General features: G+C 56.4%; 15 protein-coding genes. 11 read left to right on the top strand and 4 right to left on the bottom strand.

The genetic code is table 11. From position 1 onward, the window contains the following. The first annotated feature begins 9 nt into the window (after positions 1 to 9). The 3 genes from obgE to ACR0DE_RS11400 are packed head-to-tail and all read left to right on the top strand — an operon-like array spanning position 10 to position 3,440. The gene (obgE, locus tag ACR0DE_RS11410; RefSeq protein WP_170393084.1) at positions 10 to 1,044 is read left to right on the top strand and encodes a GTPase ObgE; all 1,035 of its coding nucleotides are present in this window, start codon (positions 10 to 12) and stop codon (positions 1,042 to 1,044) included. Beyond that, entirely contained in the window at positions 1,032 to 2,138 is a 1,107-nt protein-coding gene (gene proB / locus ACR0DE_RS11405; RefSeq protein ID WP_480561506.1) for a glutamate 5-kinase, read from the top strand. Before obgE ends, proB begins: the two co-directional genes overlap by 13 nt. 39 nt (positions 2,139 to 2,177) lie before the next feature. Next, positions 2,178 to 3,440 (top strand): glutamate-5-semialdehyde dehydrogenase, encoded by a 1,263-nt coding sequence (locus ACR0DE_RS11400; protein ID WP_170662556.1) that lies wholly within the window; start codon positions 2,178 to 2,180, stop codon positions 3,438 to 3,440. Here the strand turns inward: ACR0DE_RS11400 and ACR0DE_RS11395 are convergent. Further along, positions 3,437 to 4,033 carry a histidine phosphotransferase family protein gene (locus ACR0DE_RS11395; protein WP_170735040.1) on the bottom strand — a complete coding sequence of 199 codons (597 nt, stop codon included), beginning with the start codon at positions 4,031 to 4,033 and terminating at the stop codon, positions 3,437 to 3,439. The two genes, ACR0DE_RS11400 and ACR0DE_RS11395, sit on opposite strands and share 4 nt — an antisense overlap. Positions 4,034 to 4,075: 42 nt before the next feature. Between ACR0DE_RS11395 and ACR0DE_RS11390 the strand changes: the two genes are divergently transcribed. The 5 genes from ACR0DE_RS11390 to tsf all read left to right on the top strand — a co-directional run bounded on the left by ACR0DE_RS11390 (position 4,076) and on the right by tsf (position 7,881). After that, the gene (locus ACR0DE_RS11390; RefSeq protein WP_010440107.1) at positions 4,076 to 4,258 is read left to right on the top strand and encodes a DUF3553 domain-containing protein; all 183 of its coding nucleotides are present in this window, start codon (positions 4,076 to 4,078) and stop codon (positions 4,256 to 4,258) included. A gap of 105 nt (positions 4,259 to 4,363) precedes the next feature. Beyond that, positions 4,364 to 5,119 carry an L-ornithine N(alpha)-acyltransferase gene (olsB, locus tag ACR0DE_RS11385; protein WP_223118053.1) on the top strand — a complete coding sequence of 252 codons (756 nt, stop codon included), beginning with the start codon at positions 4,364 to 4,366 and terminating at the stop codon, positions 5,117 to 5,119. After that, positions 5,106 to 5,960 carry a lyso-ornithine lipid O-acyltransferase gene (gene olsA / locus ACR0DE_RS11380; protein ID WP_480753791.1) on the top strand — a complete coding sequence of 285 codons (855 nt, stop codon included), beginning with the start codon at positions 5,106 to 5,108 and terminating at the stop codon, positions 5,958 to 5,960. Before olsB ends, olsA begins: the two co-directional genes overlap by 14 nt. Positions 5,961 to 6,128: 168 nt before the next feature. Further along, the gene (rpsB, locus tag ACR0DE_RS11375) at positions 6,129 to 6,929 is read left to right on the top strand and encodes a 30S ribosomal protein S2 (RefSeq protein WP_170584463.1); all 801 of its coding nucleotides are present in this window, start codon (positions 6,129 to 6,131) and stop codon (positions 6,927 to 6,929) included. A 76-nt stretch (positions 6,930 to 7,005) separates the two neighbouring features. Further along, on the top strand, positions 7,006 to 7,881 hold the full coding sequence (gene tsf, locus ACR0DE_RS11370; RefSeq protein WP_170393077.1) for a translation elongation factor Ts: 876 nt from the start codon (positions 7,006 to 7,008) through the stop codon (positions 7,879 to 7,881). Positions 7,882 to 8,243: 362 nt separating this feature from the next. On the opposite strand, the gene ACR0DE_RS11365 is transcribed toward tsf, so the two are convergent. The 3 genes from ACR0DE_RS11365 to ACR0DE_RS11355 all read right to left on the bottom strand — a co-directional run bounded on the left by ACR0DE_RS11365 (position 8,244) and on the right by ACR0DE_RS11355 (position 10,573). Further along, entirely contained in the window at positions 8,244 to 8,996 is a 753-nt protein-coding gene (locus ACR0DE_RS11365; protein WP_170393076.1) for an autoinducer binding domain-containing protein, read from the bottom strand. Then, positions 8,993 to 9,442: a type II 3-dehydroquinate dehydratase gene (gene aroQ, locus ACR0DE_RS11360; RefSeq protein WP_480561500.1), complete on the bottom strand. Its 450-nt coding sequence runs from the start codon at positions 9,440 to 9,442 to the stop codon at positions 8,993 to 8,995. Before aroQ ends, ACR0DE_RS11365 begins: the two co-directional genes overlap by 4 nt. A gap of 129 nt (positions 9,443 to 9,571) precedes the next feature. After that, positions 9,572 to 10,573: an NADPH:quinone oxidoreductase family protein gene (locus tag ACR0DE_RS11355; RefSeq protein WP_480753220.1), complete on the bottom strand. Its 1,002-nt coding sequence runs from the start codon at positions 10,571 to 10,573 to the stop codon at positions 9,572 to 9,574. A 108-nt stretch (positions 10,574 to 10,681) separates the two neighbouring features. Between ACR0DE_RS11355 and ACR0DE_RS11350 the strand changes: the two genes are divergently transcribed. The 3 genes from ACR0DE_RS11350 to ACR0DE_RS11340 all read left to right on the top strand — a co-directional run bounded on the left by ACR0DE_RS11350 (position 10,682) and on the right by ACR0DE_RS11340 (position 13,884). Then, entirely contained in the window at positions 10,682 to 11,500 is an 819-nt protein-coding gene (locus tag ACR0DE_RS11350) for an SDR family NAD(P)-dependent oxidoreductase (protein ID WP_480753217.1), read from the top strand. 27 nt (positions 11,501 to 11,527) lie between these two features. Further along, positions 11,528 to 12,559: a phosphotransferase family protein gene (locus tag ACR0DE_RS11345; protein WP_480753215.1), complete on the top strand. Its 1,032-nt coding sequence runs from the start codon at positions 11,528 to 11,530 to the stop codon at positions 12,557 to 12,559. Between the two features lie 107 nt (positions 12,560 to 12,666). After that, complete coding sequence (locus ACR0DE_RS11340) at positions 12,667 to 13,884, top strand: serine hydrolase domain-containing protein (RefSeq protein ID WP_480753214.1); 1,218 nt, start codon at positions 12,667 to 12,669, stop codon at positions 13,882 to 13,884. The last annotated feature ends 5 nt before the right edge of the window (positions 13,885 to 13,889 follow it).

The raw sequence follows: 13,889 nt of genomic DNA, 5'->3' as shown, positions 1-13,889 counted from the left end.
GGGACAGCTATGAAATTTCTCGATCTTGCAAAGGTCTACATCCGGTCCGGGGCCGGAGGTGGCGGCTGCGTCAGCTTTAGACGTGAAAAGTACATCGAATACGGCGGACCCGATGGTGGGGACGGCGGTAAGGGTGGGTCTGTTTGGGCCGAGGTTGTGGACGGGCTGAACACCCTGATCGACTTTCGCTATCAACAGCATTTCTTCGCCAAGAACGGCCAACCCGGTCGCGGTCAGCAGCGTACGGGTAAGGATGGTGACGACATCATCCTGCGCGTTCCCGTCGGAACCGAGATTCTGGACGAAGACGAAGAGACCGTGATTTGTGACCTGACCGAGGTTGGCCAGAGGTTTTTGCTAGCAAAAGGCGGCAACGGCGGCTTTGGCAACCTGCATTTCAAATCCGCGACCAATCAGGCCCCGCGCCGCGCCAATCCGGGGCAGGCGGGGATCGACCGCACCATCTGGCTGCGGCTGAAGCTGATTGCGGATGTGGGTCTTTTGGGCATGCCCAACGCCGGGAAATCAACTTTCTTGGCTGCCACATCCAATGCACGGCCCAAAATCGCCGACTATCCCTTTACTACGCTGCACCCCAATCTGGGCGTTGTCGGTGTCGATAACGTGGAGTTCGTCGTTGCCGACATTCCAGGTCTGATCGAAGGCGCGCATGAGGGGCGTGGAATCGGTGACCGGTTTCTTGGCCACGTGGAACGCTGCGCGGTACTGTTGCATCTGGTCGACGGCACCTCGGAAACTGTGGTCGAAGACTATCGCACAATCATCACCGAGCTTGAGGCCTATGGCGGAGAGCTGGCGGATAAACCGCGTATCACCGTATTGAACAAGATCGACGCTCTGGACGATGAGGAACGCGAACTGATCAAGGCCGAACTGGAAGAAGCCGTTCGCGGCCCGGTCATGACCATGTCAGGCGTTGCGCATTTGGGCGTGACCGAGGTGCTGCGGTCCTTGCGGGCTCAGATCGATGAAAACCGCCTGCGCCAGAAACCCGCCGAGGAGGCCACGCCTTGGCAACCCTGACCCATGCCCGCCGCCTGGTGGTCAAGATCGGATCGGCCTTGTTGGTCGACCGGGATACGGGATTGCTCAGGTCGGATTGGCTGAAATCGCTGGCGCAGGACGTGGCTTGGCTGAAAGGGCAGGGGACGGATGTTGTTCTGGTCTCGTCCGGGTCAATCGCGTTGGGTCGAGGTGTACTTGGCCTGCCGATGCAGAATCTGCCGCTGGAACAGTCACAGGCCGCTGCGGCGGTTGGACAAATCCGGCTGGCCCGTGCGTATGAAGAAGCGTTGACGCCGCATGAGATCAAAACCGCTCAGGTGCTGGTCACGTTGGAAGACAGCGCAGATCGGCGGCGTTATCTGAATTCCCGTGCAACGCTGGAAACGCTGCTGAGCCTGGGTGTTGTTCCGATTGTCAACGAAAACGATACAGTCGCCACGGATGAGATCCGGTATGGCGACAATGACCGGCTGGCAGCGCAAATCGCCGTGACCATCGGCGCGGATCAGTTGATCCTGCTTTCAGATGTCGACGGGTTCTATTCGGGCAATCCCAACGAGGACGCGACAGCCACCCGGTATGACGTAATCAAACAGATCACGCCCGAGATCGAGGCCATGGCAGGTGACGCAGGATCGGGGCTGTCAAAGGGCGGCATGAAGACCAAGCTGTTGGCTGCCAAGATGGCAACCGCAGCTGGCTGCGATATGGCGATAACTGAAGGATCACCCCTGAACCCGCTGAAAACGCTTGAAAATGGCGCGAGCTGCACTTGGTTCACGGCCACACTCGATCCGCATGCAGCCCGGAAACGCTGGATTTCGGCGATGAAACCGCGCGGAGAGATCGTGATCGATGACGGCGCGGCAAGGGCGCTTTCCAATGGCAAAAGCCTGTTGCCCGCTGGCATTGTCGAGGTCACGGGTGATTTCGGTCGCGGCGATCCCGTCGCTGTTCTGGATGCGCAGGCGCGGAGGCTGGCACAGGGGCTAAGTCGCTATACCGCGCAAGAGGCGGATGCGATCAAAGGACGTAAATCGTCTGAAATCGAGGCGACGCTAGGCTATCCAGGCCGCGCGGCCCTGATCCACCGGGACGATCTGGCGCTGTAAGGGCGTGATTTGATAAACTGAGACCGAAAGGCGCATGAGATGAAGGATTTCGACAACATTCCCGCAATGATGGCCGACCTTGGTGCGCGCGCCAAAGCAGCCTCGCAAGAGCTTGCCTTTGCCACCGCCGAACGCAAGCACGCCGCGCTGATCGCAGCCGCAGACGCCGTTTGGCACAAACGTGCCGGCATTATCGAAGCGAACAAGAAGGATTTGGAGTTCGGGCGAGAAAAGGGTTTGAGCCCCGCGATGATGGACCGCCTGATGCTGGATGAAGCACGCGTTCAGGGCATGGTTGACGGGCTGCGCACCGTTGCCGATCAGACTGATCCTGTGGGTGAGGTGTTGGCCGAATGGGACATGGCCTCGGGCCTCAACATTCAGCGTGTGCGCACGCCTTTGGGTGTAATCGGCGTGATTTATGAAAGCCGCCCCAACGTGACGGCGGATGCGGGTGCATTGTGCCTGAAATCCGGGAACGCCGTGATCTTGCGCGGCGGGTCTGAGAGCTTTCATTCGTCAACCGCGATCCATGCCTGTCTGGTTGAGGGGCTAGCAGCTGCTAGCTTGCCCGAAGACGCCATTCAACTGGTGCCGACTCGCGACCGGGCTGCGGTGCAAGAGCTTTTGACCATGACTGATTATGTCGACGTCATCGTTCCCCGAGGTGGCAAAGGATTGGTGGGTCTTGTGCAACGCGAGGCGCGCGTGCCCGTCTTTGCGCATCTCGAAGGCATCGTTCATATTTATGTTGATAAAGCCGCCGATCCACAGAAGACGCTGGATGTTGTGTTGAACGCCAAAACCCGGCGCACCGGTATCTGTGGCGCGGCAGAATGCTTGCTGATCCATCAAGACGTTGCAGAAACACTGGGCCGTGATCTAATCGCTGCTCTTCAAGCTGCGGGTGTTGAAGTGCATGCCGAAGGCATTTTGGCCAATGAAAACACCATTCCTGCGTCGGATGATGACTGGGGCAAAGAGTACCTAGATAGTATCATCGCTGCACGGCCCGTAGCAGATATCGACGCCGCGATTGCGCATATCCGGCAGTTTGGCTCAAGCCACACCGATAGTATCATGACCGAGGATTCCGCGGCCGCCGAGCACTTCTTCGAACGGCTCGACAGCGCTATCCTGATGCATAATGCCTCGACGCAATTCGCGGATGGCGGTGAGTTTGGCATGGGTGCTGAGATTGGTATCGCCACCGGCAAGATGCACGCGCGCGGTCCCGTCGGTGCCGCTCAGTTGACCAGTTTTAAGTATCTGGTGCGCGGAAACGGGACCACGCGGCACTAAAACCGCAGTGTCACCTGGGTTGCGGTCGTTTCTGCCGTGATCCTGCGACCCATCGTCGAGGCTGTGTCCGGCAGCAGGGCAAATTGAACCTGCGCCGGGCTTAGTTTTTCGGTAAATCGCCCCGAGCCAATCCCTTTCCATAGTCCCGTATTGAGGTTCAGCTTGTCAGCAACGCCAGTCACCGTCCATGCGTCGCCCTGAGTTTCGATTTCCACTTCGCCGCCGAAGGGCATCGCATTTTCACAGCACATCACAGCCAGAAACGCGAGTTTAACCTGATTGCGCGGGACAGGTTCGGTCAGGTTCCAACTGATCCGCAGACGCCCGGCCTTTTCCACATCTTTAAGAAGCTCGACCACTTCGGTGCGACCCAATGGCTGATCGCTTGCTGATCCAAAGGCAACGCGGAAAAACCGGATGCGGGCGCCTGCACTGCCAACGCTGCCCGAAATCAGCTCCATTTCAGGGCCCTGGACTGCGCCAACCATCTCCAACAGCTCAAGCCCGTTGGTAATTGCCCCAATGGGGCTGATCAGATCATGACAGATCCGAGAGCCGATCAATTCGGCCAGGTTGACGTCTGACGCGCCCATGCGTACCTCCTGCTGCATCTGCCTTGGACCCGGAGGCCCGATATGACAGATCTGAATGCCATTCTTGCACCGGGCATGTATGTCCGCCACCCCGATTTCCCCGATTGGGGCGTTGGACAAGTGCAGTCCAATATCGGAGGCAAGATCACCGTTAACTTTCGCGAGCAGGGGAAAGTGGTGATCGACGGGACACGCATAGCCCTGATGCCGGTCTTTGATCCGTGAAACTGGTTTAGGAAAGGTTAACAACTCGGGCAAAACGCGGGCTTGTTGCCTTTGGCCGAGCAATCGCGTTATCAGCGCGCAACAGCGATCGATGGAATTTTCTTGATGCCCGACGAAGGCCCCTCATTCACTGTCAAATTGGCCAATACCGAGGTTGAACTGCGGGCGGCCCAACGTCTGCGCTATGACGTGTTTGTTCAGGAATTGGGCGGTGGCGGCGAGATGGTGGACCATGAGGCGGGGCTCGAGAAGGATCGGTTCGATCCATACTTCGATCATATGCTCGCCATCGACGATTCATCTGGAGAGGTGATCGGCGTCTATCGACTGCTACCTGGTGAGCGAGCTGCCGAACTGGGGCAATTCTACTCCGAGGATGAATACGATCTCACCGTCCTGAAACAAAGCGGGCGCAAGCTGTTGGAGCTTGGACGCTCGTGCGTGCATCCGGATTATCGTGGTGGCACGGCGATGTATCATCTGTGGAATGGTCTAGCTGCATACGTCACCGAGCGTGATATTGAGGTCTTGTTCGGGGTCGCGAGTTTCCACGGAACCGACGTGAGCAAATTGGCGCAGCCGCTGTCGATGCTGCATCACAACCACCTTGCCCCGCTGGATTTGCGGGTTCGGGCCCAGCCAGATGTATTTCAATCAATGGACCTTTTGGCACCCGACGCGCTGGATCGGCGCGCGGCGATGGTTCAAGTGCCGTCTCTCATCAAGGCCTACCTTCGCCTCGGTGGATTCGTGGGCGAGGGGGCATTTATCGATCATGCCTTCAACACAACCGATGTGTGTCTGATCCTTGACACAGCCCGCATGAATGAGCGTCAGCGGCGTATTTATGGTGGAGCATAACCCTGTGAGCGACCCATCGTGGCAAAGTGAAGACGCTCCTGATCCAATTGAGCTTGGTTTCTTAGGTTGGGTCCTGGTGATACTTCGCGGTCTGCCGCTGGCCCTTCTGGTTTTTGGGGGGCTGTTCGTCTTATTGGCCATACGTCTCATCGAACGACCGCTTTATGGCGTTCAACGGCCGGTGACACCGTTCATTTCTCAGTTCGTTTGTCGCAATGCATTTCGAATTCTCGGGATCAGATTTCGCACCTCTGGCGCGCTCATGCAAGAACGCGGCGCTGTGGTTGCAAACCATACGTCGTGGCTGGATATCTTTGCGCTGAATGCCCTTAAGCGCGTGTATTTCGTATCGAAAGCCGAAGTTGCAAAATGGCCCGGCATCGGCTGGCTGGCACGCGCGACGGGTACGGTCTTTATCGAACGTGATCGCAAGAAAGCCCGCGAGCAGACCCGGATTTTCGAGGAACGTCTGAAAGCCGGGCACAAGCTGTTGTTCTTTCCAGAAGGCACCTCGACCGACGGACAGCGAGTTTTACCCTTTAAAACAACACTCTTTGCCGCGTTCTTCACTGAAGAGCTGCGGGAATTCATGTATGTTCAACCGGTTTCGGTCATCTTTCACGCTCCCCAAGGTCAGCCCGATAGGTTTTATGGCTGGTGGGGCGACATGGATTTCGGACCGCATTTGCTTAAGACTTTGGGGGCACGTCGACAAGGCACCGTGGAATTGATCTACCACGCGCCAGCCAAGGTTAGCGACTTTGAAAACCGCAAAGCTCTGGCAGCCCATTGCGAAGACGCGGTACGTCATGCGCATTCACTGGCGCGGCTTGAAAAATAGGGGCATTTGGCCCTTGCGCTGATGCTAAACCTGCCGTATACGCGCGCCATTCAAACCCGCAGGCGGGGTTTGGGCTTTTTGAGGGAGACATCCTTAACTGGCCCGCCGGTTGGAGCATCCGCTTCTTTCACCCCCGCCGAGGCGTAAACCGGAAAAGGAAAGTAAAGCATGGCTCTTCCCGAGTTCACCATGCGTCAGCTGCTGGAAGCTGGCGTTCACTTTGGTCACCAGACACAGCGTTGGAATCCCCGCATGGGCCCGTTCATCTACGGCTCGCGCAATGGCATCCACATCATGGACCTGACTCAGACCGTTCCGATGCTGGATCAGGCTCTGCAGGCTGTTCGTGACACTGTCGCAAAAGGTGGCCGCGTTCTGTTCGTTGGTACCAAGCGCCAGGCTGCTCAGCCGATCGCAGATGCCGCTGAAAAGTCGGCTCAGTACTACATGAACCACCGCTGGCTGGGTGGCACGCTGACCAACTGGAAAACCGTTTCCCAGTCGATCAACCGTCTGAACCAGATCGACGAAGCGATGGAATCGGGCGCAGAAGGCCTGACCAAGAAAGAGCGTCTGGGCATGGAACGTGACCAGGGCAAACTGCAGGCATCGCTGGGCGGTATCCGCGAGATGGGCGGCGTTCCTGATCTGCTGTTCGTCATCGACGTCAAGAAAGAAGCACTGGCCATCGCTGAAGCCAACAAGCTGGGTATCCCGGTTGTGGCTGTTGTCGACACCAACTGCTCGCCCGACGGCGTTGACTACATCATCCCCGGCAACGACGACGCAGCGCGCGCAATCGCTCTGTACTGCGATCTGGCCGCACGTGCCGCTCTGGACGGCATGACCGCTCAGATGGGTGCTGCAGGTGTTGACCTGGGTGCGTTCGAAGAAGCGCCGGTTGAAGAAGTGGTTGCTGAAGAAGCGCCCGCGGAAGAAGCCGCTCCGGAAGTCAAAGCCGAAGCGTAAGCTGCCCGTCACGTAAATGACATATGGGGCAGGGTAGACCTGCCCCAATTCCGTTTGAATTGAGGAGAGCCAAAAGATGGCAATCACAGCAGCAATGGTAAAAGAACTGCGCGACTCGACCGGCGCAGGCATGATGGACGCAAAAAAAGCGCTGACCGAAACCGGCGGGAACATGGACGAGGCCGTTGACTGGCTGCGCACCAAAGGCCTGGCCAAAGCGGCCAAGAAATCGGGCCGTACCGCAGCCGAAGGTCTGGTTGCTGTTCACGTCAACGGCGGCAACGGTGTTGCTGTCGAAGTGAACTCGGAAACCGACTTCGTTGCGAAAAACAGCGAATTCCAGGAGATGGTCGGCAAGATCACCTACGCAGCCGAAGGTGTTGATGACGTTGACGCACTGCTGGCTGCTGACCTGGGCGGAAAGTCTGTTGCAGACACGCTGACCGACAAGATCGCCACCATTGGTGAAAACATGTCGGTGCGCCGCATGTCCAAACTGTCGGGCGACACTGTTGTGTCTTATGTCCACAACGCAGCGACAACCGGCATGGGCAAAATTGGTGTTCTGGTTGCCCTGTCCGGCGGCGATGAAGCCTTCGGCAAGCAGGTTGCAATGCACATTGCAGCTGTGAACCCGGCAGCCCTGTCCGAGGCGGACATGGACCCGGAAGTTGTCGAAAAAGAAAAGCAGGTCCAGATGGACATCGCCCGCGAATCCGGCAAGCCGGAGCAGGTTATCGAAAAGATGATCGTCGGTCGTATGAAGAAATTCGTCGCCGAAGCGACCCTGCTGAACCAGGACTTCGTTGTGAATCCTGACCTGACTGTCGAAGCGGCCGCCAAAGAAGCGGGTGCCACCATCACCGGCTTTGTCCGCATGGAAGTAGGCGAAGGCATCGTGGTCGAAAAAGAAGACTTCGCAGCCGAGGTTGCAAAGGCAGCCCAGGGCTAAGATCTATTGCAGCCTCGGTTTGAGGCTGCAACAAATACCGAACCCGGTTGCATAGCGCAGCCGGGTTTTTTCGTGCCAAATGCCTGAAAGCCGATGCTTGTGTAAGGTGGTGAATTGAGGGGCCCTGCATGATGGGGATGGAAGGGCCCCTCAATAATCCCGACAAAGAGACGTGGACGAATAGACGCCTCGGTGTCAGAGCGATCAGAGAGCTTTGGTATTACAAAGATCCGATCAAAACGTTCCCTGGCTAAAGCCACCACTCACGGAACAATATCAATTTGCAATTTTATCGGGAGATTCGGAAAGTCATGTATTCCTTACCCTAGGTCAATTTGATGCTAATTAGCATCAAAATAGGGTCATGCTTCCATGACAAACATCTGATTTTGCAACGCGGCCTTCAGAACGGCCTGCGCCGTGGTCTCAACCGAAAGCGCCTCACGCGCGAGTCTCAGGTGTTTTTCCACCGTTGCCGAAGTCAAACCCATCAATAGCGCGATGTCCTGCGTGGTCTTTCCGTCGCCGACCCATTGCAAAGCTTCGCGCTGGCGTTTGGTCAGCGCGCGGTTCGGGGCATGATATGGCAATGTCAGGATTTTGAGATGGGCAACATTGTTCATCAGAAGGATATCGTCGCCGTGCTCGTTCCAGACCTCGTCCATCTCCTCCTGGCTGTGATTACGTGCCGCAAGCGAAATCGCCCCTTTGGAACGCATCGATACCGAGTTGAAGCTGACCGTATAACCTACTGTAATATCACGCGACTTATTGAACTCAAAAACCCGAAGCTCTTCGTTCGACATGACCCCGCTGGACATCATGTCCTGTATCATGCTCCAACTTGCAGCGCCTTCGTTGTTCAGGGCCCATTTCAGCATCGGGGCATGAAAATACAGACCGGATTGAAGGAACCCTTCCAAGTAATCCGAGCAGTGATTGGTCAGGATTACAAAATCTTCTGGATCGCCGAGCGAAGTCGCCGTTCGGTATTGCGTATACCCATACAACAACCGGTCGAAGCCATACTTTTCCATCTGGCGGCAATGTGCATCCCAAAGCTCTTCCAGAGTTTTCGTGTAGCTCAGAAAATTCAGATACTCTTTGAGGGTCATCCTGTGTCCCTCTCAGCCAGATGCGCGGCAATCGCGTTCAGTGCAAGAACATAGCTTTGCGCGCCAAAACCACAGATCTGTCCAATCGCGACTGGTGCGATATGCGATTTGTGACGAAACACCTCGCGCGCGTGAATGTTAGATAAATGAACTTCGACCACGGGTACTTCGGCCGAAGATATCGCATCCATCAGCGCAATCGATGTATGCGTGAATGCGCCTGCATTCAGTACTATGCCATCCTGAACGCCGCGTGCCGCGTGGATCGCATCAATCAGCGCGCCTTCGTGATTGGATTGGAGATGGGTTATGTTTTGACCCAGCGTTTCACCATGCGCAACGCACAGGTCCTCGATCATCTGCAACGTCGTTGCGCCGTAGACCTCGGGTTGCCGTGTACCAAGCAAATTCAGGTTCGGACCATTCAGAACCAGGATATTGTGCATATTCAAACTGTCCCCATCTTCCTTTTTTCATAAACATGAATTTAAAGGTCGTCCAGCGACCTTCGCTCTTATGGGTAGAGCTTCATTGACGCATGCAGGTTGCTGGATCGGCTCAATCCCATCCTCTATTCAATTATCTTCCATCGTGACCACAACTTTACCGAGAGCCTCGCGCCGTTCGAGCATGCCAAAGGCCTCTGCCGCCTGGGTTAGCGGAAATCGTGCACTGATACGGGGTGAAATCTTTCCCGATCCATATAGGCGGAACAACTCGGCCAGGTTTTGTGCGTGCCCCTTCGGGTCGCGAAGTACGGACGCGCCCCAGAACACCCCGACGATCTGACAGCCCTTGAGCAAAGCCAGGTTCAGCGGAATGCTGGGGATGCCGGCAGGGAAGCCAACAACCAGATAACGCCCGCCCCACGCCATACTTCGCAAGGCGGGCTCAGCGTAGTCTCCGCCGACCGCGTCGTAGACCACATCCACACCTTCGCCCCGGGCCAGTGCCTTTATCTCGGCGGACAGGGCCTTTTGCGCTTCGCGGTCCAAATCGCGTGGATAGATCAGCGTCTGGTCTGCACCAATATCTCTGCAAAACAATGCTTTGTCTTCAGACGAGACCGCCGCGATCACATGTGCCCCCATCGCTTTGGCTAGCTCGATCGCCGCAGACCCAACGCCACCGGCGGCCCCCAGAACAAGTACTATTTCGCCGGGCTTAAGTAGCGCACGGTCCTTGAGGGCGTGGTATGAAGTGCCGAAGGTGAAGACAAAGCTAGCCGCATCTTCAAACGGCATCACGTCGGGTATCTTGACGGCAGTCGCTGGTTTGAGCTTCAGGTGCGTAGCGAACCCTCCGTGCCCTGTCAGCGCCAGAACCCGATCACCAGGCGCGAAGTCTGTGACGCCTTCTCCGACCGAGACAACTTCTCCGGCGATTTCACCACCTGGTGCAAAGGGGCGGGGTGGTTTTATCTGATAGAGGTCCCGGATCATCAGCGTATCAGGGAAGTTCACCCCGGCGGCGCGGATACGCATTACAATTTCATCTGACTCAGGGGTTGGATCGGGCAGGGTGGTCAGTTCCAAACTCTCGGGGCCGCCTGGTGTGACGCTGAGTAATGCCTGCATGTTTTTCAATTGCCTCTTGCTTCACCTGTTTTGAAATCGTTGGATTGTCAGCAGGTATTGTCAAGAAGACCTCACGCCAGAATCCCAGATCGCCTGAATGGAGTGCACATGACGCCCGAGACTTTGTTTTCGCTCAGTGGAAAGACGGCACTGGTAACTGGGGGTGCCACCGGTATCGGCCTAATGGCGGCCGAGGCGTTGGTACGTGCCGGGGCGCATGTGCTGATCGCTTCTCGCAAAGGCGAGGCATGCGAGGAGGTTGCAACAGAGTTGAACGCTCTGGACGCGCCAGGTTCGGCCGAAGGGTTTGCTGGCGACATCAGCAGTGAGGCGGGTGTAGATGCGCTGGTGGATGAAGTCAAAAACCGCACTCAAGCGATTGATATACTGATGAATAATGCAGGTGTGTCTTGGGGCGCGCCGATGGGGCAGTTCCCTCATTTCGCTTGGGACAAAGTCATGTCGGTTAATGTCGCAGGCGTATTTGATCTGACCCAAAAATTGCTGCCACTTCTGATGAAATCCGCAACCGACGAGGATCCTGCGCGGGTCATCAATGTAGGTTCGGTCATGGGTGAAGTTCCGATGGGTGACGGGGCCTACAGCTATTCCGCGTCCAAAGCGGCGGTTATTCACCTGTCCAAAATCATGGCTAAAGAATTGGCACCATACAGAGTCACGGTGAATGCGCTGGCCCCGGGACCATTCGTATCGCGCATGACGGCCTTTGCCACCGAAGACGAAACCAAGCGCGCGCGCGTCGGCAAAGGTGTTCCACTGGGCCGGGTTGGCCAGGCCGAGGATATCGCTGGTTGCATGTTGTTTCTATGCGGTCGCGGAGGCAGCTATGTCACTGGCGCGGTCATCCCTGTCTCCGGCGGGATAAATGTGCAGACCGGTGGCAATATCTTTGCCGATGCCCTTTAGCCGTGGGTTCATACGCAGGCTGAATATATGACACACACTGAAAACACTTTGGATATCAAGTCCGTCGACGCTTATCTAGATACGCATCTTGTTGGTTATCATGGCCCTCTTGAAGCTACAAAATTCACCGTGGGTCAGTCGAACCCAACCTATCTGCTGCGTACGCCGGCCAAATCCTATGTTCTGAGACGCAAGCCGCCGGGCATATTGCTGAAATCCGCACATGCAGTGGATAGGGAATTTCGCGTACAAGCGGCGCTGGCTGGTAGCAAAGTGCCCGTCCCGCAAGTACATCTGCTTTGTGAAGATGACAGCGTCATAGGCTCTGCCTTTTACGTGATGGAGCATCTGAAAGGGCGCACATTTGTCGACCCTGTCATGAAAGGCGAAAACAATGCGACGCGCACGGGTGTGCTGAAAGAGATGAACCGCGTACTGGCCGAACTGCACATGGTCGATATCGATGCGGTGGGTCTTTCGGATTTCGGACCTCCAGGCAACTATTTCGAGCGGCAAATTGCTCGCTGGACCAAACAATATCGCGCCTCTGAGACCGAAAAAATCGCCGAGATGGATCAGCTGATCGCCGGGCTTGAGCGCCAGATCCCCGAGGATGATAATCAAAGAACACTGGTTCATGGGGATTACCGAATCGACAATCTGATGTTCGAGACGCATGGCACCGCCTGCATCGGAGTGCTGGATTGGGAGCTATCGACCATCGGTCACCCATATGCCGACCTGGCGGCCGTCATCATGCAATGGCAGCTGCCTCCGGGCAAGGAGGGTCGGGGATTGGCTGGCGTAGATCGGTTAAGCCTTGGGCTACCGTCAGATCAGGACTTCATCGCCGAGTATTGCGCGCGCCGCGGCCTAACGGGGATTGAGAATTTTGGCTTCTACCTTGCTTTCAACTTCTTTCGGATGGCCGGCATTCTGCAAGGTGTGTACAAGCGGGCCTTGGATGGAAACGCATCAGACCCGGCACGCGCTAAGGCTTTCGGTGCCTATGTGCCGGTCTTCGCCCAACATGGATTATCTGCGCTGCAAAAAACGTAGGCAGTATTCTCGACGCCCTTCAACAAATCCAGCAAAAATCGGCAGAATTCGCTGTTGCCTAGGGTCTTACGAAGGCAAGATCGGCCTGATCAAGATGGAGTTGCCTCATGGGATTTGATCCGACCGCGCAGACCCACATCCGCCAATGGATGCACAGATATGTTGAGCAGAAGAAATACGCAGGCAGCGCCCTTCTGATCCACCAGAACGGGCAAGAGGCATTCTTTCACGCATGTGGCCGCCGCTGCATTGAAACCGACCTCGCGTTCCAGCGCGATAGCCTGGTTCGGATCTATTCGATGACTAAGCCTGTGACGTCCGTTGCTTTGATGATGTTGGTGGAACAAGGGTTGTTTCATCTAGATGCCCCGGTTTCCGATTTCCTGCCAGAGTTTGCAACGATGCAAGCCTTGGTCCCGGGCGCAACGCAGTTGAACCAGACCGAGGACGCGCCAACACCCAGCTTGCATCAATTGCTGACGCACACCAGCGGGCTGAGCTACCCGTTCAATCCCGGCCTTTTGCCAATGGCCATGGATGAGCTCGATCTGATCTTTTCCCCGAAACAAGGCCCGCTAGCGGATCGGGTTAAAGTGCTGGCAGGGTTGCCGCTGGCTTTTCAGCCAGGCAGTCGCTGGGAGTACTCGGTCGGGATCGACGTGATTGGCCGCGTGATAGAAGTTGTATCAGACAAACCGCTGGACGTGTTTCTGACAGAACACATCTTTCGACCACTTGGGATGAGTGAAACCGCGTTTTCAGTGCCTGATGGGGCAGGGGACCGATTTGCCTCGCTCTACACCCCGCTCGAAGGCGATGCCATGGCGCTGAATGCCGCAAAATCGGGTGGCGAAACATTGCGGTTGGTGGATCGGGCCGGAGAGTCCCCGTTTGAGGCGGCAACGACCTTTTCTGGCGGTGGCGGATTGATCAGTACCATCGACGATTACAGCAAGTTCGCCGAGATGTTGCGAAACAAAGGAACCGCAAATGGCGCGCGATTGCTCGGGCCGAAGACTGTAGAATTCATGTTTCGCAACCATTTACCGGACGATATTGCATCCATGGGTCCACAAAGCTTTGCAGAGCAACCCATGGAAGGCACAGGCTTTGGCATCGGAGGCGCGGTGGTACTGAACCCGGCGCGCACCCGAGCCCCAAGCTCGGTTGGCGACTATGGCTGGGGCGGGATGGCCTCCACCTATTTCTGGATCGATCCGGTCAACGCGCTTTCAACAGTGTTTTTTACACAGCTCTCGCCATCCAGCTCTTATCCATCCCGAGCCGAGTTAAAGGCGCTTGTTCAAGCGGCCCTCGTTGAATGATCGGT

This window comes from Ruegeria sp. C10, from assembly GCF_056537805.1.
This window is presented reverse-complemented; position numbering and strand designations above follow the sequence as displayed.